An 18,770-nucleotide genomic window follows, 5' to 3' on the forward strand; every position below is an offset into this window, starting at 1 on the left:
CCCTAGAGTTTGCTCATTTGGGCGAAGAAGCCCGCCACCTCCTCACCGGAGGAGTGTTCAAATTCCGGCTCCTCGTCTTCGATCTCGAAGCCGGGCCGGGGAATGGGATCAGGCGCGGTGAGCTGGCTGTCACTCGAAGAATTCGCCTTGAGGAAGAGGAAGTTGCTCATCTCCAGCGCGTCAGAGATACGTGCCAGGAGGTAGTCAGAGGTGTCCCACTCGGCGGACTCGTCCATGACGGCCGCGAGACTGGACCGGCCATGCCGGCGGCCAAGTGCCTTGACGAGAACTGCGATACGCCGCAGGGAGAGCCGTCCACGCCACAGGTCGAGCAAATCGACCGAGAAGAACTCCAAGAGGTCCGACTCAAGTTCCTCGGGGTGTTCTCGAATGGAGCGGACGGCCAACATCAGTTTCCCGCCGTACCGTTGACCTTCTCGGAAAGCTCCTGGAAGTCACGGATGGTGGGCTTGGTCGACAGGTACGTCTTCCACTGCCGCTCGTCGTGCGCTTCGAGGACCAGGCGGACGATCTCCACCTCGTTCTCGGCGTAGACGACTTCGAGGGGGAAGTCCAGCGGATCCGGGATGACGTACTCGACGCCCTTGTGCTCGATGACGCGGGGCTCCTCGGTGGCCTCGGACTCAGCAGCGGCGACGATCTCAGCAGCAGACATAGGTATCTCCAGGAAGCAAAGGGGGTGGGGTGAGAGAGGCCGGGGAATTTAGCCCTCCCCGGCAGGGGCGAAGGGTGATCAGCCGCCGGAAACCGGGTCCGTGCCGTCGTCCACGTTGGCGTCGTCGGTGAGGACGTAGCCAAGAGCACCCTGGTAGTCCAGGGCCTCAAAGGTCAGCTCGAACTCCTGGTTGGCGGTCCGCTGGAGGGTGATCGCGCCTCGGTCGGAGACCATCGCCCTGGGGACCACGCACCGGTAGTTCTTGCCCTTGTCCTGCCAGTCCACGACGATCGACAGCTCGGACAAGCCCGGAACGCTGGACAGGTCGAGGCGCCAGAGCGAAGACGAGCCCTGCTTGACCCAGTTGGCGCCGAAGAACGACTCAGTGGTGATCTTCGAGACCTCGGAGAAGGTCGCCTTGATGCTGAACGAGGCGTCCTTGACGTTGTACAAAACCGGAACTGCGCTCTGCCACACGGTGACCGGATCCGTGTTGATCTGCGGGGTGATGGTGACACCCGATTCATTCACGTAGCCGAAGGACTTGTATCCGGTCGGGGCGGTCGTACCGCCGTCGCCTACGGCAGTCGGAAGGACGGTAGAACCGGTGCCACCGGACGGGGCCGGCGCCACGAAGAGGGCACCGTTCGGCGCGAACCGAATCTTGGAAGCGTCATTGGCCATGCATGCTCCTTGAAGAAGGGAAACAAAAAAGGCCCCGCAGGGGCCTTCAAACCGAGCGCTCTCGCTCGGTGGAGTTGTCAGGCTTCGACGTAGAAAATGGAGACCTCGCCCCCGTACACGTCCTCAAGGGACGTCTCGTCGGGGATGTAGCGAGGAGAGGAAATCTCCTTCACGTCGAGGATCTGGACACCGTTGATTACCTTGCCGGGCAGGTCCTCAAGGAGAAATTCACGGGCCAGGTACGCCAGGCCGGCGGCTGAGGCTCGGTCCTGGTGATAGGCGTCGTACCAGATATCGGCCTTGTCCATCGCGTTGCGGACCATGCGGTATCCGCCGCTGTGCAGGACGTAGAGGGTGGTGTCTCCCGCCTCTCTGCCGACGAACGTGCCTGTGGGCGCATCAGCAGGAATGCCGGGGCAGGACTTGAGATAGTCCACGACGAGGGGTATTGGATCGACCTTCACTCAACACGCTGCCTCTCCAGAACACCCTTGATGTAAAAGCGGCCTGCATGGCGCATGCCGTCCCGGGTGCGGAATCCCTCTTCCTGGAGCATGGCGTGTCGAGCCTTGGGGTTCTCCTCGACCGTCACGTAACCGATCCATCCGGCAACGTTGTTCTCGACGTTGGCGTGGATGTTCTTCTTGATCGAGTATTCGTCGGTGAACTTGTGCGGACCACGCGGAGCAGCCTTGATGATCTCGCCAGCCAGTTTCGCGGCGTGATAAGCGGCCAATTCCTTGTACCTACCGCCATGCGTGATCTCTTGCAGCATGAAGCCGACGTCCGTTTCGAAGAGGACGCCGTTCCGGATTGACTTGGTCCAGCGCTTACCGCGCTTCGGCTGCGCAGCGGAGTCACCGGTCACTTGGTCACCCCCTTCGCGTAGAGCTGCGTGTACTTGCGCGAGCCGAGCCGCCAGGGCCACGGATCGCCGTCCGACTCCCACCACTCACCGCGGATCAAGAGGCGGTCGGCAGAGTCGAAGGCCACGGCGCCGGGGAGGTAGACCGTGATGCGCATGCGGCTCGTCTCCCGGACAGCAGGCTCCGGTTTGTATGAGCGCCGGTACGGGAGAGCGGCCCCCACGCCTTCCCAGACCTTGACGGCCTGGGCCCAATCGCGGTGCCTGCCGTAGGCATCGCCGACCAGCGGAGCCCGGTGGATTTCGATGGGGTCGTTGAACAGGGCCATGTGACCTCCGGAGTTAGAAGGGGGTCACGGGACGCCACAGATCCAGGCTTCGAGCCCGCTTCCTGAAGCGCTTGAGACTGTCCTTGGCGGACTGGGAGAGACCCGGATGGTTCGCGGCCGGCGTGTACTGGACTTCGAGTTCGCCGGTCTTCTCCAGCACGGTGCCGGGAGAGACAGCAATCCAGCGGATGACCTCGGCGCAGATGACTTGCTTGAGCACAGGCGGAGGCGCCGGCCACCCCCACGATGCAGTGATGGTGACCGTGCCGACCGTGATGCCGTAGCGCAGGAAGAGGACGCGGCCCACGAGCTTCCAGTCCTCTGCCGCCAGCTCGTAGCCGTCGAGTTCGACGGCCGAGACTTTCAGGCCGGGGAGGTAGCGCGGGGGGATCTCGACCTCGCTCCCCAGTAGAGGAAGCGTGAACGTCTCGTCCTGGTGCTGCTCGAAGTCGGTCTGGCACCAGTCGAGTACCAGCGCTGTGGCGTCCTCGATGAACGCCTGCACGCGGGTCTGCTCGTCAGCTTCGAGAGTCCGACCGAGCCTGGCGGCGACGTCCTCAAGGCTCGCTATGGGCATGGGTACTCCTTCCGAAGCTCCGTCTTGTAACGGCCCGGCAAACAAAAACATGAACGATCTTGATTGGTGTAGTCAGACAGCCGCCTAGCGCGTTACCGTCAAAGCCGCTGTCCACTCTTGTGAAGCGGCCAAGGCGGCTTACAAATGACTGAACCGTCCGCTGGTAACCCCAATAAGAAATGGGTGGTTGCCCTGATTTTCGTCACTGGATTTGCGCTTGGTTGCGCAGCAATGGCCCTATTCTTGGCCCTAGGGTCGCGGGTTAAGGAGGGTGCCTCTATTGGCGCCGCAACCTTCGTAACCTCAACTACCCTGCTCCTGATGGGAGCTAAGGCCGCAGGATTGACCGAGTGACGAGAGGGCCCCGGAGAAGTCCGGGGCCTTTTCATGTGTCAGGATCAGCCGCCCGACGGAGCGGTCTCGGTGATGCTGATCTTCAGACCCCGCACGAACTTCTCGCCGATGGTGGTACCCCGGACGCTGAAGTCAGGGTCCTCCTTGACGGTCGCGAGACCGTACATGGTGTCCAGACCGATCGTGTCGGCCTTCTTCCCGAAGTCGTAATCGATCAGCATGCGGGTGGCGATGCCGTTGATGTTCTGCGTGGAGCCGTTGACGGCACCCATCGGGATCGCGGGGCACGCGGAGACCAGGAGCATCGCGCTCTGGTGGAACAGGTACATCTCCAGGCCGAAGGAGTTGTGAATCACGATGTCGAAGCCGTAGATCCGGCCGACCACGGCCCGACGCAGCGCGTTGGTGTCGCCGGAATAGTCGACGGCCACGAACTCGGGGTCCTTGAGCAGGATCGCTTCGACCTCGGGGCCGGCGATCAGGAACCGCTCGGACTGGGGGACGTCGGCGATGTTCAGGGCCATGCGGGCGTCGACCAGCGCGGTACGGATACCGAGGGCGCGCTGAGCCATGTTCGCTGCGGTGCCGTCCGCCGTCGGGATGGAGACCGCGACGTCGCCGCCGATGGCGTTCTTCTGGCCGGTGGTCAGGCTCGACCGGTTGATGTTCGCCTTGATGAAGGCCGCGGTGGTGTCGTCGAAGTACTCGGCGAAACCACGGGTGAGCTTGGAGAGGACCTGAGAGCCGAACTGCTTGAGGTCGAAGGCGACCTGTTCCATGGACAGCGTGGACGCGTTCTGCGCCAGCGTGGTCAGCTGGACCGGGAACCGGCTCTCGTTGATGAAGCCGTTCGGGGCCCGGCGGTCCGCAGTGGGAAGCGGCCGGTCGGACGCCGCTGCGAAGACGTTCTTGTCACCCGTGATCGGGTTGGTGATCGGCGAGGAGATGCCGGACGACTGGACCGGAATTCCTCGGGACTCGCGGTTGACGTTGATGACGTCACCGATACCGCCAGTGAAGTTGAGTTCCGAGTATCGGGCCGGAATTCCGCCGAGCGTCAGCTGTCGGTCGAGCAGGCCGAGCGCCGCAATGACAACCTGCTTCGGGTCAAGATTGAAATGATGCGTGGTAAGCGCCATGGTGCCTCCGGGCATAAAAAAAGCCCCTCGGCGAACCGAAGGGCTTTCTTAGGTAAAGGGTCTATATGAACTTCCCGCCCGCGATGAAGTCCGCGAGTTCGTTCGGGTCCATAGAGGAAATGACGTTGCCGCCCGCCTGGTGATGACCGGTCCCCATGAGCTGAGGGAAATCCGGATCGGCAGAAGGCTTCGGGAGGGACGAGATAAACGACTTGACCTTGTCAGCGTCGGCACGGCCGTTCTCCCCAAGGAATCGGTTCAGGTCGAGGTACTCGGTGGGCACGGTGACACCGGCAGTCGCCGCCTGAGCGCGGATCTCCGCCTCGACCAGCGAGGTACCGACCTCGGACAGGGCTGCATTTCGCGCCTCTGCCTTGGCGGCCTCAATGGCCTTCTCCTGCTCGGTCATCTGTGCCTGTCGGAAGGTGTCCAGCTCGGCGGAAGCCTCGTTCCAGCGCTTCTCATTCGTTCGGGACAGGGCCTTCCACTTGTCCACCTCGGCCTGAAGGTCTTCGACGCTGGGCGTCGGCGGGGTGTCCGGCTTCTGCTCGGCCGGATCCTTGGGGGTCTGCTCGTCGCTCATGGTGATTCCATTTCGGATGGACACGCCATTTCGGCGGGTCGTTACTTTTCGTGGAGCTTGCGGTTGACGTTGCCCGCGTTGCCCTGAGGCGGCTTCGGGCCGGCCGCCGTGGTTTCCGGCTGCGGCCCGAGCTTCTGAACCTCTGCTGCCGCCTTCGCGTCCTCCTTACGCATTTCGCGGAAGGACACGATCTGTGCAGCGGAATATCCTGCGTCAGACCAGAGCTGCTCTTCGGGAACGTTGAGCTGCTTCAGCTTGAGCAGGGCGTCAATGTGCTGGGCTTCCGTTCTGTATTCCGGGTCCTTCCATACGGTCTCCATGCCGTAGGCGGACTGGCGCTTATCGCGCTTCACTGCGAAACACAGACGGAGGACTTTCTCCCACGCTTCGCCGAAATGAAGCATTCTCTCTCGCACCTTGGCCACTAGACCGGCCTCCGCAGAGATCAGGGACTCGCCGGAGGGGGCAGAGCCGCTGTTAACGAGGAAGTAGTGGTGGGGAGTTCGGCTGACTGCCGCCATGTGCTGAAGGAGGAGGGAGACCAGCGCGGCATAGTTGCTGAGGTCAGCCGGGGAGAACGATCCGAACTTGGCTCCGGGGTCCTCGGCCTGGAGCAACTTGTCCACCGCGACCTGGAACGGCTCGATGGGAGTGCCGTTCTCGTCCTCCTGGATTTCCAGGCCGGTGACCCACCGCTGAGGGAACGCGGCGAACTCGGACGCGGTGAGCGCGTCCATGAGGGTCTTGTTGATCGCGTCCTGGATCGGGATGACGTTGGCGAGATCCGAGAACGAAGCGCCCAGCAGCCGGGCCCGGTTGGCGAACGGGACGACTGGCACCAGGCCGAGCGGGTTGCGGGCGACCTGGCCCTTGTCCCAGTCGGTTTCGCCCACGGGGATCTCGTAGACGTACGTCTCGGTCCACAGCGTGGCTATCTGCCGACCCCATGAGTCCATGTAGAAGCGGGCGGCGGCCTCCAGCTCGGTCAGGCTGCCGGCCTTGTACTGCACGGCCATCTGCTCGCCTGAGACTGGGGTGATGGTCGGATCGCCGTTGCGGTCTGCCCAGACCAGGACGTACGAAGTGCCCTGGATCAGCGCGTCCAGGTGGACGGAGTTGCTGAAGGCGTCCATGGACGAGCGCTGCCAGAACTCGCGGGCGTCCTTGTCCGTGCCGGGTGAGTCCGGCAGACGGAAGGAGTCGACGTGCAGGCGCTCGTTCGTCGAGTCGACGATCATCGCGCAAAAGTTGTCCCGCCACTGCTCGAAGACGTCAGCGAAGGCGGACTTGAATCGAGCCTGGGAGAAAGCTAGCTTCTGCTGCTCCCCCTCGTAGTACCGCGAATATATCCGCTCCGGGGAGTTGGGAGCCGGGAGTTTCCCGTACAGGTACTGCATCCACTCTTTCGGAGTGGAAGGGGGAGACATGGCGGTATAGCCATTCGGCGGTACGATCATGCATTACCTCACTTAGAATCCGACGACGCGCCGCCTCCTCTGCCTGAGTCGTCCGTCCGCAATTGCGTCAGCGCGGGCTTCGAATGCCAACACCGCACAAACCGCCAAGTCGATCTTCTTTTTCGAGCGGGGAGAGTCTTTGGTGATCAAGATCCCTTGAGGGACTTCACGGGTCACCGCATTGAGAATGTGCCGGGTGAGGTCTTCATCTCCGTCGTGCTTCAGGTCTTGGACCATGGAAGCGGTGCGGAACCTCTCAACGGCCTGGACCATGCGCGTGGGCTTGTTGGTCCAGTATTCGAAAACGTAATCATCGCCGTATTCGAGAGCCCAGCGGCCTAGGTTCTCCTGCCAATACGGCGGATCCCCATAGAACCACTCGACCTTGTACGTCTTGAAAGCCCTGTGAACAGCAGCCTCGACCGCGAGGACGTCGACTTCCCAGTCAGGGTTATTGGGGTCTCTCGGGTTTTCCCAGAGCCCCAGGACGAACAGCTTGCCGTCCCGGAGCCGGCACCCGACGAGGCCCGTCGCGTCACCGCGGATCGAGCCGTCGAACCCCACGGCTATCTGATCGCCGGGCCTGATCGGTTCCTGGTCGTCCAGGCACGCCAGCCACTCGGAACGGCTCATCCAGCCGTCAGAGGACTCAGCGATCCTGTTGCAGAAGAACCGCAGGTAGGTGCTGTCAGGCGTCGTTCGGTCGTGCAGGATGGTGCGGGTCAGGCCGTCGATGTCGGCCCAGACCGCATCTCCGTACGCCTGCTTGAGCGCGGCACGGACCTTGGCTTCGTCCCGCAGCTCGTCATGCTCGATGTCGCCCTCAAGGCAGTCGTACAGCCAGAACCCCTGACGGACCATGTCCGACTCGTGGATTTGCTGAGCGACCGAATCCTCATTCGGGTTGTACGCGTTAGTCGTCGTGACCCATCGAGAACCAGCAGAAGCGGTCTTCTCGATGTTTCGCTTGATGACCTGGTAGAAGTCGGGACCGCCATTGCTTCCGACCCAGTGATGGACTTCATCCATCAGGGCGAAGGTGGGGCGATTTCCTTCATTCGTTCTACCGGCAGTTGCCTTCGGCTTGATGGTGCCAGGCTTGCCGTTCTTGAACTGGATGATCGACTTGCCGATCTCCAGTCCGTATTCTTTCTCGGCCGGAGACTCAGAGAGGAGTCCTCGAATGAACTCCATCGTCTGCTCGGTCTGATCCAGCGCGGTCGCACCGATCTGCACTGTGGGCAGAGGGACGCGTCTGGCAACAGGGAGGCCGAAAGCATCCCAGTGGGAAAATCTACACGGGCCGATAAATTCAACGATCGCCAGTGCGGCGAGGAGGGGCGTCTAACTTTCCCCAGCCCTTCGCACGCCGAAGCGTGCCAGCTGAGTAACGCCACCCCCCATCCGGATTGATGGCGTAGAACCACAGGACGAATCTGAGCTGCTCGGGGGTGAACTGCCAGCTTTCACCGGCGCGTTCGCCGTCCGGCTGGACGATGTATTTCTGAGCCCAGCGAATGACCTGATAGCCCAGCGTTTCTTTCGGGCTCGGTACCCCTGCGGGCAGATTCCCTGTCTGCAAGGGCGGTCACCTCTATTCGCTGAGAAGCCGGAACAGCTCCTCGTCTATGTCTGTGCTTGATGCGACAGCTGCGGCTTCGGTGCCGGCGGTCTCGTCCTCGTCCTGGGGGTCCTCGATGGACATGCGGAGCCTCGCCCTGTCCTCCGTGGTCGCCCCCCACTTGGCGACGCGCTGACGGATCTCGCCGGCCTGCTTCAGGTCGCCTTGGAACAGGGAGTCCACGAGCTTGGTCGTGATCTCCAGCTCGGCCCAGTCGGTTTCGATCCACTTCCCGGCCTGCGGCGAAGTCGCCCAGGTCCGCCAGAAGCGGCGGGCCCCGGCCGTCTTGATCCCGAGGCCTGCGGGAAGTGCTCGGCCCTCGGTCGCGGAGCTGTTGAGCTGCTGGGCGTGCTCGTGCTTGTTGCGCCGGACCGCGTTGTCCTTCGGGCGCGGGCCGCGAGTCATCAGAGCCTCACCTTGCTCATGTCCACTCCCCAGATGTCACCGAGGTCTTCCAGCTCGAAGAGCGCGTCCTGACGCCAACTGCGCCTGTCTGCTGCCTTCGTCGGCCTCGGTGCCTTGGGCGCCGGCGGGGCACAGAAGGTGTAGGGGCAGTCATCGCACTGGCCGTTGCAGGCGCTCATGCGCTCTCCGTTCTTGAATGAGAAGAGCCCGCCCCCGGAGTCGTGGGAGCGGGCTCGATCGCGTAGAGGTCAGACCCTGATGGCCTGGATCTTGAGTTCGGCGTTGTCCACGTCGACCTGGAGATCGTTGCCGTAGTCGTTGGGGTCGAAGGGGCCGAACGCCTTGGTGGTCCCCGTCGCGACGGTCGCGGTACGCGGAGTGACGCTGAAGCCGTCGACTGTCCGCGCGAGGCGGAAGGTCACTGTTCGTGACGAGGTCGAGCCGGTGTTCTGCACGAGCAGTACCACCCGGCCGTTGTTGGCGACGGTGTGGTTGTTCACGGGGTCACCGGTAGTGGGACCGGGCAGAAGTACGCCGGTCCGGTCCACACCGGTCACAGGGATAACGCCACGAGCCATTGAGGGCCTCCTAGGAAAGTGATGAACGGAGTTCCAGGGAGGGGACCTGTCACTTCTCGCTGTATGTCTTGCGCTTGTGGCAGGGGCGACAGAGAGTCCAGAGGTTGTCTGGCTCCCATGAGCCCCCACGGGCCACGGGGACGATGTGATCGACCTCCAGCGGCTCTCTGGCTCCGCAGAGCTGGCAGCGGAAGCGGTCGCGGGCCAGGACACGAGCCCGGCGCCGGGACCAGTCCGCGGGCCTGCTGGCATTGCGTGCTGAGACCCTGTCCCAGCTCTTTCGCACCTGGTGCTTGTCGCACCGACCATCGCGAATTGTGTGGGAGGTACAGCCAGTTTTTAGGCAGATGCTTTTTGCCCTGGGCATGCCCCTCCTCGAAAGTCTTTGGCCCCGGCCGGATGCTGATCTGGCAGCCGGGGCCGCTCCTGGACGCTCGCCCGGAGATGGATCTCAACGGGCTGATCAACAGGAGAAGCCGTGATGTCTTTCACCGACCCCTTACCTAGTGGGGTAGGTCTCGTACCGCGCGGTAGGTCTGCACTTCCGCAACGTTGTTGCGGAACTAGACTGGAGGAACGAACCTTTCCAAATCAGACTCGAACAGTCTTTCGAAAAATGTCTCTGACCTGTTCGATCGCTCGCTCTGCTCGCTCTCTCACTAAAGACGTCGGTGACAAACCTCCAGACCGCTGACACCAGGGTCCCGATGTGAGACCGACGTCACAGACTCAACTTTTGGGAAGCAGTCGCCCCAGGTCAGCCCCTGGAACACACTTGAATCCGAGACGCGTTGGGGCTACCTTGACGCATGATCGCTGCGCCATGCCTAGCCCCACCCGGACGACAAGGGACCCTATGACCAAGCTGCCGGATAACCCCGTGCTGCTAAAGCACTACAGAGACGGCATGTCCGATAAGGAAATTGCCGAAGTGTACGGGGTTTCCTTTCAGGCTGTGAATAAGCGGCTCAAGGAACTGGGTATTTGGCGCGCCCCTTTCAAGGTTCAGGCCCAGGAAATCCTTGAACACGTTTGGCCTGCCAGCGAAACGAACCGCACGGAATACATGGCGATCAACCGTGCGCGCGATTTCTTTTATTTCCTGCGTCGCGGTCTGGGCGAAAAGACCACCACAAGGACCCTGGTCCGGGGTTCCGAGCGCTTCGACCGGCTCATCAGGGAGAGCGGGTGCGTCCTCGACCTGCGGCCCGGTGAGGCTGAGGGGCCCTGGGTCCTGATACCGCGACTGGAGTCGGACGGGAACTGTGTCATTCGCTGGCCCGAGGGGCGCGCGCCGTTCGAGGACGAGAAGTACCGCGCGGCTCTGGAGCTGCCTGAGACTCCCTGGGGCTAGTTCCCCCCGCCTCTGGCGAAATTGGTTTAGACCTCCCGGTGAAGGCGCCGGGAGGTTTTTTGGTGCCGGTGTGACACTTCGGCGGCGCGGTGCGCTTCATAAGGGGGATCCCTCTCGGATTCAACATTTTGCATCCCCTTGACTAATCACTCCCTGTAACCGGAATGGGTCCCTACGCTTGAGTAGGCGTCCGCTGTGTCCGGTTGCTCCCAACCTTGATCGCCGGTCGTTACGGCTGCGAAGTAGACGCACCGTAAGCAGCGAAAAGGTTGTACGGCCGTGGCGCTCACCTGCGGAAACTCAGGCTATTAACGCGTTCCTAACCTTGCTACGTTGATTCACAGGAGCCACACACGGGCTCCTCGTTTGTGAACGGGACCCCTATGGGGTCGGGCCCTTGGGAGCGCTCGTGACGCTTGAGCTGGGAGTCGAAGACTCTGGTGCGATCCCTCAGGTGGTCCTGAAGAGCCATACGCCGCACCTCCGTGACAAGGAAGACGTGCGTGAGGAGGGGGCGCTCCCTGACCTGTACGGCCTCGGCCGGCGGAGCCGTACGTTGAGCCAGTTTCTCGATGCCGTAGAGGGGGAGCGTCGACTGCGTACGAAGTTGCGGGAGCTGATCGACCAGTGCACTGACATGCGGTGCATGGAGGACGACGAGACATGGGGACTCTTGATCATCCGGACGCATGCCCGGTCCAGGCGTCACCCTCGGAGCGCGGTCGAGTACGTCGATGTGATCGTGTCTGACCAGGTGGACGCCGAGGGGCGTGAGCGGGTCCGGGACCTTGAGGTCGAGATGGAGGCCTCGCTGATGGTCGGCGTGGAGTACGAGACGTACGACCGACCGCACGCCTGGATCCCCGGAAGCAATTCATTCAAGATCGTTCGATACGCGAAGGCGGTGCTTGCTTGAGTATTGAGACTCAGCCCAGGAGCGTGAGTCAGACCGAGCAGTACGAGAAGTGCAGTTGGCGCTTCTACCTACAGCGAGTGGAACGCGTGACACCGAGGCCGGCGGCATGGTCGCACCATGGCACTGCGTTCCATTCTGCTGCCGAAGCCTTCGAGAAGTCCGGCCGGAGCATGAGCACGGAAGAGGCCGTGGAAATCTTCTCCGACCAGTACGGGGACCTGACGAACGCGGGCCTGGACCGGGAGAGTGACACCGACCGGTGGATGTCCGCCGGCCGCTACAGCGGCGGGGAGGACATCGAGCGGCGCTATGTCCTGGGTCAGGAGCAGACGGCGTACTACGTGGAGTGGGCCAAGGTCAACGGCCCCTCGATCTGGAAGACGCCTGAGGGCGAGCCGGGGCTAGAGCTGTACTTCCTCGTCGAGCTGGGCGGGATCGAAGTCCGCGGTTACATAGACCAGCTAGTCACGGTGAAGGATGCTGTGCGGCCTCGGGACCTGAAGACAGGGTCCACCAAGTCGAAGTTCCAGCTCCAGACGTACGGCATCGCGGTGCGAAAGCTGTACGGCGTCGAGGTCAACGATGCTGACTGGTACCTCGCCAAGGACGGGCGCCTTTCCCGGCCGGTGCGGCTGGACCAGGTGAGCGCTGACGATCTGGGGGAGCGGTATGCCTCGATGGACGCAGGGGTGAAGGCCGGTGACTTCCCCGCGCGGCCGTCCTATGACTGTCGCTTCTGCGACGTCTCGCACGCGTGCATATTTTTTTCGACCAAAAGTTGAGTCCGAAATATAAGGAAGTGGATGTACTCACTCGTTCAGAGCGTCCAGGCCAGGGGAGAGGCCGGCGAGCCAATCCCGTCCCCCTTCGGAGGGCTGCGCAGGCACGAGGTCGAGTTCCGGCGCGGGGAACTGTCGCTCGTCGCGGCCGGTCCGGGCACGGGCAAGTCGATCTTCGCTGCGAACCTCGCCCTGGCGGGCAACATGCCCGTGCTGTACTTCTCGGCCGACTCCAACGCGGCCACGCAGCTGACCAGGGCCACCGCGATCATCACCGGCCAGAACGTCAGGGACATCAAACGCAAGCTGGTGCACGACGAGTTCGGGGAGTACTACGCCGATCTCGGGAAGCGCTGGTGGATCCGGTGGAACTTCGAGGCCCGGCCCACGCCTGGCGACATCGAGCGGGACCTGGCCTGCTACTTCGAGGTGTTCGGGATGGACCCGCACCTGATCGTGGTCGACAACGTAACCAACGTCGACGGCGGCGCGACACCTGACGCGGAGAGCTTCGTGTTCGGCCTGGAGGCGATGTGCGAGTACCTCGCCGAGATGGCGCGGGACACGAACGCTCATGTCCTCGGACTCCATCACGTGGTCGGCGAGTTCTCCGACGGCCTCAACCCCATTCCGTTGTCGGGGGTGAAAGGCAAGATCGGCCGTGTCCCTTCCGTGATTCTGACGATCCATAAGGAAATCGACGGCATGGACGGCAGGATCCTGCATGTCTCGCCGGTCAAGAACCGTGAAGGATTCGAAGACAGCTCGGGGCAGACCTTCAGCAGCTACGACTTCAACAACGCGAACATGCGCCTAACGGACATCTCTGCTGAGTTCTAGGTCACACATTTTCCGTGACTCAGAAGTTGAGTCCGAAGCGCAGCTGATCTACCTTGAAAGTAAGGGAAGGGGGGCGATGACTTCAACCGCCAAGGCCAACAAGGACAAGGGCTACCGCTGGGAAAAGCAGGGCCTCGACCACATCCGGGAGACTTTCCCGGACATCGATCCGGAAGAGATCCAGAGGCACGGAACCCTGTACGGGGTGAACGATCGCGGAGACATCACCCTCATCCCGATGGCGTTCTTCTTCGAGATGAAGAACGTCCAGAAGTTCGACCTCGCCCAATTCATGCGCGAGCTGAATCGCGAGCTGGAGCACAACCCCCATGCGACGAACGGCGCCGTCATCATCAAGGCCCGATTCAAGAGCGTAGGGGAAGCGTATTCGGTAATGCCGTTCGATCAGCTCCTCAAGCTGGTCCGCGAGAACTACGACCTCAAGCGCCTCCTCCAGGAGGAGCGCCGAATGCGAAAGGCCGGATGAGCCGTGGCCGAGAACTCCACCAAGTTCGATTACCGCAAGTGGCGCGGTGAGAAGGAACTCCTGGTTTCCGCCTACCGAAGGTACGACTTCCCGGTGACAACCCGCAAGGTCGGTGAACCGGCCCCGTCACCGACCAGTGATCACTAAGCCCCCGATCGCCGAAGTGCTCAAGCACTTCTACGGCATCGAGGTGAAGGAGCGGGCAGGGTGGCAAAAGATGCTCTGCCCGCTCCACGCCGAAGAGAACCCGAGTGCCTCGGTCAATGCAGAGAAACAGCGCTGGTCCTGTTTCGTGTGCGACGTCTCCGAGGACTCTTACGACGTAATCCAGCGTGAGGAGCGGATTGGCTTCAGAGAAGCACAGGCGTTTGCACGTTCCCGGTTCAGTGGAAGCAGCGAAGGCATACTTCCAGCAGTACAAGGGGAGTCCCGCCGAGGCGTACATGGAGGCCCGCGGACTCGGCAGCGTCGCGGAGAAGTTCAGAATCGGCTACGTCGGTTCGGCTCTTACGGGCCATGAGCAGTACCGGGGATCCCTGGTCATCCCCTACCTCCGACCTGCGGGCGGACCTCACGGCGTCGCCACGGTGCGGTTCCGCTGCATCCGCGACGAATGCGTGAAGGACGAATCCGGGGAATACCTCGCCCCTCTCCACAAGGAGAGCCACCACAAGCACGGCAAGTACCTCACGATCCCCGGCGACTGCCCGCGCCTTTTCAATACCCCGGCACTGATCACGACGAGTCCCTTCATCGTGAACACCGAGGGCGAATTCGACGTGATGGCCTGGGCGGTCGCAGGAGTCCCGGCCACGGGATACCAGGGAACCTCAGCCTGGCGCCCTCACTTCACTCCCGCCTATCTGGGGTTCGAGACGGTGTTCCAAGTCGCTGATGACGACGAACCCGGTATCGAGGCCGGCGAGAAGCGCGCCGCCGAGCTGGCCCACAACTCCAAGCTCATAGTCCTGGGCCAGGGGCACGACTCCAATTCATTCATGCACGCGCACGGCCCTCTGGTCATGCGAGAAAGGATCGGTCTTTGAAGAGTGTCTGGCTACCCGGCACACGAGTCCGGGTGAAGTCATCCGTCAAGGACGGAACGGCCGGCATGACAGGCGTCATCGAGCGCGTGAACTACGCCGACGTCGAAGAAGCCACCTCCGTACTCATGGACACGCCTTTGGGGGGCTGGCCGAGCATGGGCGCCTACTTCCGAGACGATGAACTGGAGGCTGTGTGAATTTCGAAGTCGGTGACATCGTCATCATCTGGAACCCCGGGACGCCCTACACCAAGCAGTTCAAGGACCATCGGGCCGTCATCACGGAAATCCACGAGGGAGAAGCCTTCCCTTACGGAGTCACGTTCAAGAACGGTTACACACTCGGCTTCACCGCCGAGGAGATCACTCCCGCCCTGGAAACCGAGAACGCCAGCGACCCGGTGAACCACCCGGCTCACTACACGTGGCTCCCAGGTATCGAAGTCATCGACATCACGCAGCACTTCTCTTTCGTCATCGGCAACGCCCTGAAGTACCTCATGCGTGCCGGGCACAAGGGAGATGCCGTCGAGGACCTGAAGAAAGCCCTCTGGTACATACAGTTCGAACTCAAGCGCCTGGAGTCCAACTGAAGCGAATAGTCGTCATCTCTGACACTCAGATCCCCTTCGAGGACAAGCGAGCGCTGCGCAACGTCATCGCCTTCGTGGGCGACTACCAGCCCGACGAGGTCATTCAGATCGGTGACCTTGTCGACTACCCGGCACCGTCCCGCTGGTCCGCAGGCACCCGGGCGGAGTTCGAAGGCAACGTCATCCGGGACTCGGAGTACGCCAAGGAGAACTTCCTCAAGCCTCTGCGAGAGGTCTACGGCGGACCGGTCCGGGTGCTCGAAGGCAACCACGACGAGAGGCCGCGGAAGTACCTGGCAAGCAAGGCGCCGGCCCTCGCAGCAGAGGACACCTTCTACCGCTTCGAGAACCTGTTGGACTTCGGGGCCTTCGACGTCGAGAAGGCCGAACCCTACTACGCGTTCGCGCCGGGCTGGGTCGCCATTCACGGCCACGAGAGCCCCGGCATGAACCAGGTCCCCGGTGCCACGGCCCGGCTGAAGGCCGTGAAGGCAGGCACCAGCGTGGTCATGGGCCACACTCACCGGCTGGCCGTCTCGCCCCACACCACAGGGCACAACGGGAAGTTGAAGACGATCTACGGCTTCGAGGTCGGCCACCTCATGGATGTGAGGCGGGCGGGCTACCTCAAGAACGGCCCGGCCAACTGGCAACGCGGCTTCGGCCTGTTCTACGTCGGCAAGTACAACGCGGTCCCGCACGCGATCCCGGTCGAGGACGACGGCTCGTTCGTGGTGGAAGGCCAGCGGTTCGGAGAGATCAAGCGCGGCCCGCGAGGAGAGTTCGCGGCGAGGAAGGCGGCAGCCTGATGGCAGAGCTGGACTGGGAACGCCTCGGGGAACTGGCGGGTCGAGTGGCCCGCGAGATCGCGGGCAAGTGGGCGATCGTCGAAGCCGACGACGTGAAGCAGGAAATCTTGGTTCACGCCCTGGAGGAGCGTCACATCCTCGCGCGCCATCAGCACGACGAGGAACTCGTCCGGAAGATCTTCTGGACCTCCGGCCGCCGTTACGCGGCCAAGGAGCGGGCATACCGCGACCTCATGGACGATCAGTACTACTACACCCCCGAAGAGGTCAGGGGAGTGCTGCGGTCCTTCATCTACACCGACGACGAGATCGGCCAGTCGATCGGCAAGAAGGACGACCTCACCAGATGCACCGTCGCCGACAACATCCTGTCCGCGCGGATGGACGCCTCGAAGGCCATCAACAAACTCAGCCCGGACTACCGGGACTTGCTCATGCGCCAGTTCGTCTACGGCCTCCCGCCGCAGGACGACGCCGAGCAGCGGCGCGGCTACCGGGCCGTTGACGCCCTGGCCCTCGCCATGAACCGACATCTCCGAACCAAGGGAGCTGCATGACCAATTGGAAGACCGAGACCGCGAAGACCGTCTACGAGCGCACCTACCGACGCGAGAAGCCGACCGGCGAACTGGAGACCTGGCCCGAGACCGTTCGCAGAGTCGTTGACGGGAACCTCGCCCTGGTGGACGAGCGGTACATCGAACCCGGTGAGCGTGACCGCCTGGTCGAGCTGATCGAGGACTGGAAGATCCTCCCCGCCGGGCGACACCTCAAGGCATCCGGGGTCACCGACTACGCGCTCAACAACTGCTGGGCAGCAGGATGGAACCCGCAGGACCCGGCCGAGCACTACGCATTCACCCTGCTCAGGCTTGCCGAGGGCGGAGGCGTCGGATCGAACTACTCGGCCCGGTACCTGGACGAGTTTCCGGCCGTCGCCATCCCGGTCCGCGTGCACATCGTCTGCGACACCTGGCACAAGGACTATGAGGAGATGAAGGCCGCGGGCCTTCTCTCGGACCAGTACGCCGCTGGCTGGGCCGGCGCCTTCCCAGTAGAGGACAGCCGACAGGGCTGGGCTGACGCCCTGGCCGACCTGATCCGGACCGCACACAACCCGACGACCCGGCACGTGGACCGTGTCTACGACGTATCCCGCGTCCGGCCGAAGGGCGCTCCGCTGAGGAAGTTCGGAGGCACCGCCAGCGGTCCCGCCCCGTTCGCCGAGATGATGGTCGAGGTCGGGAAGACCCTGGCCAGCCGCGTGGACATCGATGACGCGGATCCTGTGGGCCTGGTCCGCCTGATCGGCTCCCGGCTCACCGGCATGGACGCCATGGCGATCGATCACGAGATCGCTCGGTGCATCGTCAGCGGTGGCGTGCGGCGGTCGGCACGCATGTCGATCATGCATTGGTCGGACCCCAGCATCGACGAGTTCATGGCCTGCAAGGCGGACCAGACCCGGCACTGGACGACCAACATCTCAGTCGAGATCGATGACGGTTTCCTCAAGGCCCTCTACGACGGCGACGAAGACGCTCAGCACATCCTGAGCACCCTCGCTCACGGGGCAGTGACCAACGGCGAGCCCGGTTTCTGGAACTCGGCTCTCTCGGCCGAGGGCGAAGTCGACGGCGTGTTCACCACCAACCCATGCGGGGAGGCGCTGCTGCTCCCCGGAGAACCGTGCTGTCTCGGGTCGATCAACCTGGGCGCCTTCGTCACCGAGGACGGACAGCCCGACTTCGACGGCCAGGACGAAGCCCACCGGCTGATGACCCGGTACCTGATCAGGGCGACCTTCGCGCCGGTCCACGACCCGAAGTCGGCTGCGGCCATCGCCCGTTACCGCCGGATCGGCGTCGGGCACTTCGGATTCGCTGACTACCTGGCCAAGCGTGGCATCCGCTACTCGGAGGCCCCTGACGACTGGGAGGTGGAAACCGATCTCGTCGTGTGGGCGAAGACGGTCGACAAGGCCGCAGCCGAGTACGCGAGCCAGTTGCGGATCCCGACCCCGATCAAGACCAGGGTCATCGCGCCGACCGGCACCACGTCCAAGCTGGCCGGCGCCTCAGGCGAGGGGATCCACGCTCCCTTCGGCAGTTATTTCATTCGCCGCATCCGCTTCTCGATGGTGGAGCCCGAGGAGAAGCGGACGGTGGAGGAGTACCGGCTTCGGGGCTACCAGGTCGAGGACTGCGTCTACGCCGCGAACACGGCAGTGGTGAGCATCCCGACCAAGGACCCCCTTGTTGACCAGGTGGAGGACCCATCGGTCATCCAGCACGCCGGCCAGCTCACGCTTGACGACATGTTGGGCGTGCAGGCCATGTATCAGCGGTACTGGGCGGACCAGGCCGTCAGCTACACGGCTTCGGTGGATCCCGAGAAGTACACCGTGGAAGAAGTCGCCTCGATCCTCTGGGAGTTCATGCCCATCCTGAAGGGCAGCACGATCTTCCCCGAGCTGAGCCGCGCACAGGCGCCCTATGAGCGCATCACGCGCGAGGAGTACGAGCGCCTGGTCGCCGAGCTGGGCCAGGAGTCCACAGACACGTCGTACGACGAGATCTGTGCAAGCGGGGCCTGTCCCATTTAGTGGCCCACATCACTACCTAAAAAGTTGAGTCCGAGACGCGTCTCGGTCAATATCGAAATTGAGGAGAGGAAAGC

Annotated in this window: 28 protein-coding genes; 12 read left to right on the top strand and 16 right to left on the bottom strand. The window is 62.9% G+C overall.

What is annotated here, in order from left to right:
- Positions 1 to 2: 2 nt before the first annotated feature.
- From ACIQPR_RS43665 to ACIQPR_RS43740, 16 genes are all read right to left on the bottom strand, one after another.
- Positions 3 to 410 carry a hypothetical protein gene (locus tag ACIQPR_RS43665; RefSeq protein ID WP_403661405.1) on the bottom strand — a complete coding sequence of 136 codons (408 nt, stop codon included), beginning with the start codon at positions 408 to 410 and terminating at the stop codon, positions 3 to 5.
- Positions 410 to 676 carry a hypothetical protein gene (locus ACIQPR_RS43670; protein WP_403661408.1) on the bottom strand — a complete coding sequence of 89 codons (267 nt, stop codon included), beginning with the start codon at positions 674 to 676 and terminating at the stop codon, positions 410 to 412. Before ACIQPR_RS43670 ends, ACIQPR_RS43665 begins: the two co-directional genes overlap by 1 nt.
- A gap of 78 nt (positions 677 to 754) precedes the next feature.
- Positions 755 to 1,360: a hypothetical protein gene (locus ACIQPR_RS43675; protein ID WP_403661411.1), complete on the bottom strand. Its 606-nt coding sequence runs from the start codon at positions 1,358 to 1,360 to the stop codon at positions 755 to 757.
- 77 nt (positions 1,361 to 1,437) lie between these two features.
- On the bottom strand, positions 1,438 to 1,797 hold the full coding sequence (locus tag ACIQPR_RS43680; protein ID WP_403661414.1) for a hypothetical protein: 360 nt from the start codon (positions 1,795 to 1,797) through the stop codon (positions 1,438 to 1,440).
- A 23-nt stretch (positions 1,798 to 1,820) separates the two neighbouring features.
- Entirely contained in the window at positions 1,821 to 2,228 is a 408-nt protein-coding gene (locus tag ACIQPR_RS43685; RefSeq protein WP_403661417.1) for a hypothetical protein, read from the bottom strand.
- The gene (locus tag ACIQPR_RS43690) at positions 2,225 to 2,554 is read right to left on the bottom strand and encodes a hypothetical protein (RefSeq protein ID WP_403661420.1); all 330 of its coding nucleotides are present in this window, start codon (positions 2,552 to 2,554) and stop codon (positions 2,225 to 2,227) included. Before ACIQPR_RS43690 ends, ACIQPR_RS43685 begins: the two co-directional genes overlap by 4 nt.
- 13 nt (positions 2,555 to 2,567) lie before the next feature.
- Positions 2,568 to 3,131, bottom strand: a complete 564-nt coding sequence (locus tag ACIQPR_RS43695; protein ID WP_403661423.1) for a hypothetical protein — start codon at positions 3,129 to 3,131, stop codon at positions 2,568 to 2,570.
- Between the two features lie 398 nt (positions 3,132 to 3,529).
- Positions 3,530 to 4,624, bottom strand: coding sequence for a hypothetical protein (locus ACIQPR_RS43700; RefSeq protein WP_403661426.1), 1,095 nt, complete (start codon positions 4,622 to 4,624; stop codon positions 3,530 to 3,532).
- A gap of 61 nt (positions 4,625 to 4,685) precedes the next feature.
- A complete protein-coding gene (locus ACIQPR_RS43705; protein ID WP_403661429.1) occupies positions 4,686 to 5,207 on the bottom strand; it encodes a hypothetical protein in 522 nt (173 codons plus the stop codon).
- A 41-nt stretch (positions 5,208 to 5,248) separates the two neighbouring features.
- Positions 5,249 to 6,664 (bottom strand): phage portal protein, encoded by a 1,416-nt coding sequence (locus ACIQPR_RS43710; RefSeq protein ID WP_403661432.1) that lies wholly within the window; start codon positions 6,662 to 6,664, stop codon positions 5,249 to 5,251.
- Positions 6,665 to 6,676: 12 nt separating this feature from the next.
- Complete coding sequence (locus tag ACIQPR_RS43715) at positions 6,677 to 7,900, bottom strand: hypothetical protein (protein WP_403661435.1); 1,224 nt, start codon at positions 7,898 to 7,900, stop codon at positions 6,677 to 6,679.
- Between the two features lie 76 nt (positions 7,901 to 7,976).
- Positions 7,977 to 8,246 (bottom strand): hypothetical protein, encoded by a 270-nt coding sequence (locus tag ACIQPR_RS43720; RefSeq protein ID WP_403661438.1) that lies wholly within the window; start codon positions 8,244 to 8,246, stop codon positions 7,977 to 7,979.
- 12 nt (positions 8,247 to 8,258) lie between these two features.
- The gene (locus ACIQPR_RS43725) at positions 8,259 to 8,690 is read right to left on the bottom strand and encodes a hypothetical protein (RefSeq protein WP_403661441.1); all 432 of its coding nucleotides are present in this window, start codon (positions 8,688 to 8,690) and stop codon (positions 8,259 to 8,261) included.
- A complete protein-coding gene (locus ACIQPR_RS43730; protein WP_403661444.1) occupies positions 8,690 to 8,869 on the bottom strand; it encodes a hypothetical protein in 180 nt (59 codons plus the stop codon). Before ACIQPR_RS43730 ends, ACIQPR_RS43725 begins: the two co-directional genes overlap by 1 nt.
- A gap of 69 nt (positions 8,870 to 8,938) precedes the next feature.
- Entirely contained in the window at positions 8,939 to 9,190 is a 252-nt protein-coding gene (locus ACIQPR_RS43735; RefSeq protein WP_403661447.1) for a hypothetical protein, read from the bottom strand.
- Between the two features lie 127 nt (positions 9,191 to 9,317).
- Entirely contained in the window at positions 9,318 to 9,635 is a 318-nt protein-coding gene (locus tag ACIQPR_RS43740; RefSeq protein ID WP_403661450.1) for an HNH endonuclease, read from the bottom strand.
- A 489-nt stretch (positions 9,636 to 10,124) separates the two neighbouring features.
- Between ACIQPR_RS43740 and ACIQPR_RS43745 the strand changes: the two genes are divergently transcribed.
- The 12 genes from ACIQPR_RS43745 (at position 10,125) to nrdJ (ending at position 18,696) form a co-directional block, all read left to right on the top strand.
- Positions 10,125 to 10,622: an ImmA/IrrE family metallo-endopeptidase gene (locus ACIQPR_RS43745; protein WP_403661453.1), complete on the top strand. Its 498-nt coding sequence runs from the start codon at positions 10,125 to 10,127 to the stop codon at positions 10,620 to 10,622.
- 409 nt (positions 10,623 to 11,031) lie between these two features.
- Positions 11,032 to 11,538 (top strand): hypothetical protein, encoded by a 507-nt coding sequence (locus ACIQPR_RS43750; protein ID WP_403661456.1) that lies wholly within the window; start codon positions 11,032 to 11,034, stop codon positions 11,536 to 11,538.
- Between the two features lie 23 nt (positions 11,539 to 11,561).
- Positions 11,562 to 12,320 carry a RecB family exonuclease gene (locus tag ACIQPR_RS43755; protein ID WP_403661459.1) on the top strand — a complete coding sequence of 253 codons (759 nt, stop codon included), beginning with the start codon at positions 11,562 to 11,564 and terminating at the stop codon, positions 12,318 to 12,320.
- Positions 12,321 to 12,341: 21 nt separating this feature from the next.
- Entirely contained in the window at positions 12,342 to 13,157 is an 816-nt protein-coding gene (locus ACIQPR_RS43760; protein ID WP_403661461.1) for an AAA family ATPase, read from the top strand.
- 76 nt (positions 13,158 to 13,233) lie between these two features.
- Positions 13,234 to 13,644, top strand: coding sequence for a hypothetical protein (locus tag ACIQPR_RS43765; protein ID WP_403661464.1), 411 nt, complete (start codon positions 13,234 to 13,236; stop codon positions 13,642 to 13,644).
- A 163-nt stretch (positions 13,645 to 13,807) separates the two neighbouring features.
- On the top strand, positions 13,808 to 14,164 hold the full coding sequence (locus ACIQPR_RS43770) for a CHC2 zinc finger domain-containing protein (RefSeq protein ID WP_403661467.1): 357 nt from the start codon (positions 13,808 to 13,810) through the stop codon (positions 14,162 to 14,164).
- Positions 14,088 to 14,690 carry a topoisomerase gene (locus ACIQPR_RS43775; protein ID WP_403661470.1) on the top strand — a complete coding sequence of 201 codons (603 nt, stop codon included), beginning with the start codon at positions 14,088 to 14,090 and terminating at the stop codon, positions 14,688 to 14,690. The genes ACIQPR_RS43770 and ACIQPR_RS43775 overlap by 77 nt, the downstream gene beginning before the upstream one ends.
- Before the next feature lie 32 nt (positions 14,691 to 14,722).
- Complete coding sequence (locus tag ACIQPR_RS43780) at positions 14,723 to 14,887, top strand: hypothetical protein (protein WP_403661473.1); 165 nt, start codon at positions 14,723 to 14,725, stop codon at positions 14,885 to 14,887.
- Positions 14,884 to 15,282 (top strand): DUF3310 domain-containing protein, encoded by a 399-nt coding sequence (locus ACIQPR_RS43785; RefSeq protein ID WP_403661476.1) that lies wholly within the window; start codon positions 14,884 to 14,886, stop codon positions 15,280 to 15,282. Before ACIQPR_RS43780 ends, ACIQPR_RS43785 begins: the two co-directional genes overlap by 4 nt.
- Before the next feature lie 14 nt (positions 15,283 to 15,296).
- Entirely contained in the window at positions 15,297 to 16,091 is a 795-nt protein-coding gene (locus ACIQPR_RS43790; protein ID WP_403661620.1) for a metallophosphoesterase, read from the top strand.
- Positions 16,091 to 16,648, top strand: coding sequence for a hypothetical protein (locus ACIQPR_RS43795; protein WP_403661478.1), 558 nt, complete (start codon positions 16,091 to 16,093; stop codon positions 16,646 to 16,648). Before ACIQPR_RS43790 ends, ACIQPR_RS43795 begins: the two co-directional genes overlap by 1 nt.
- Positions 16,645 to 18,696 (top strand): ribonucleoside-triphosphate reductase, adenosylcobalamin-dependent, encoded by a 2,052-nt coding sequence (gene nrdJ / locus ACIQPR_RS43800; protein ID WP_403661480.1) that lies wholly within the window; start codon positions 16,645 to 16,647, stop codon positions 18,694 to 18,696. The genes ACIQPR_RS43795 and nrdJ overlap by 4 nt, the downstream gene beginning before the upstream one ends.
- Positions 18,697 to 18,770 lie beyond the last annotated feature (74 nt).

Source organism: Streptomyces sp. NPDC091280, from assembly GCF_044768565.1.
Lineage (GTDB): Bacteria > Actinomycetota > Actinomycetes > Streptomycetales > Streptomycetaceae > Streptomyces.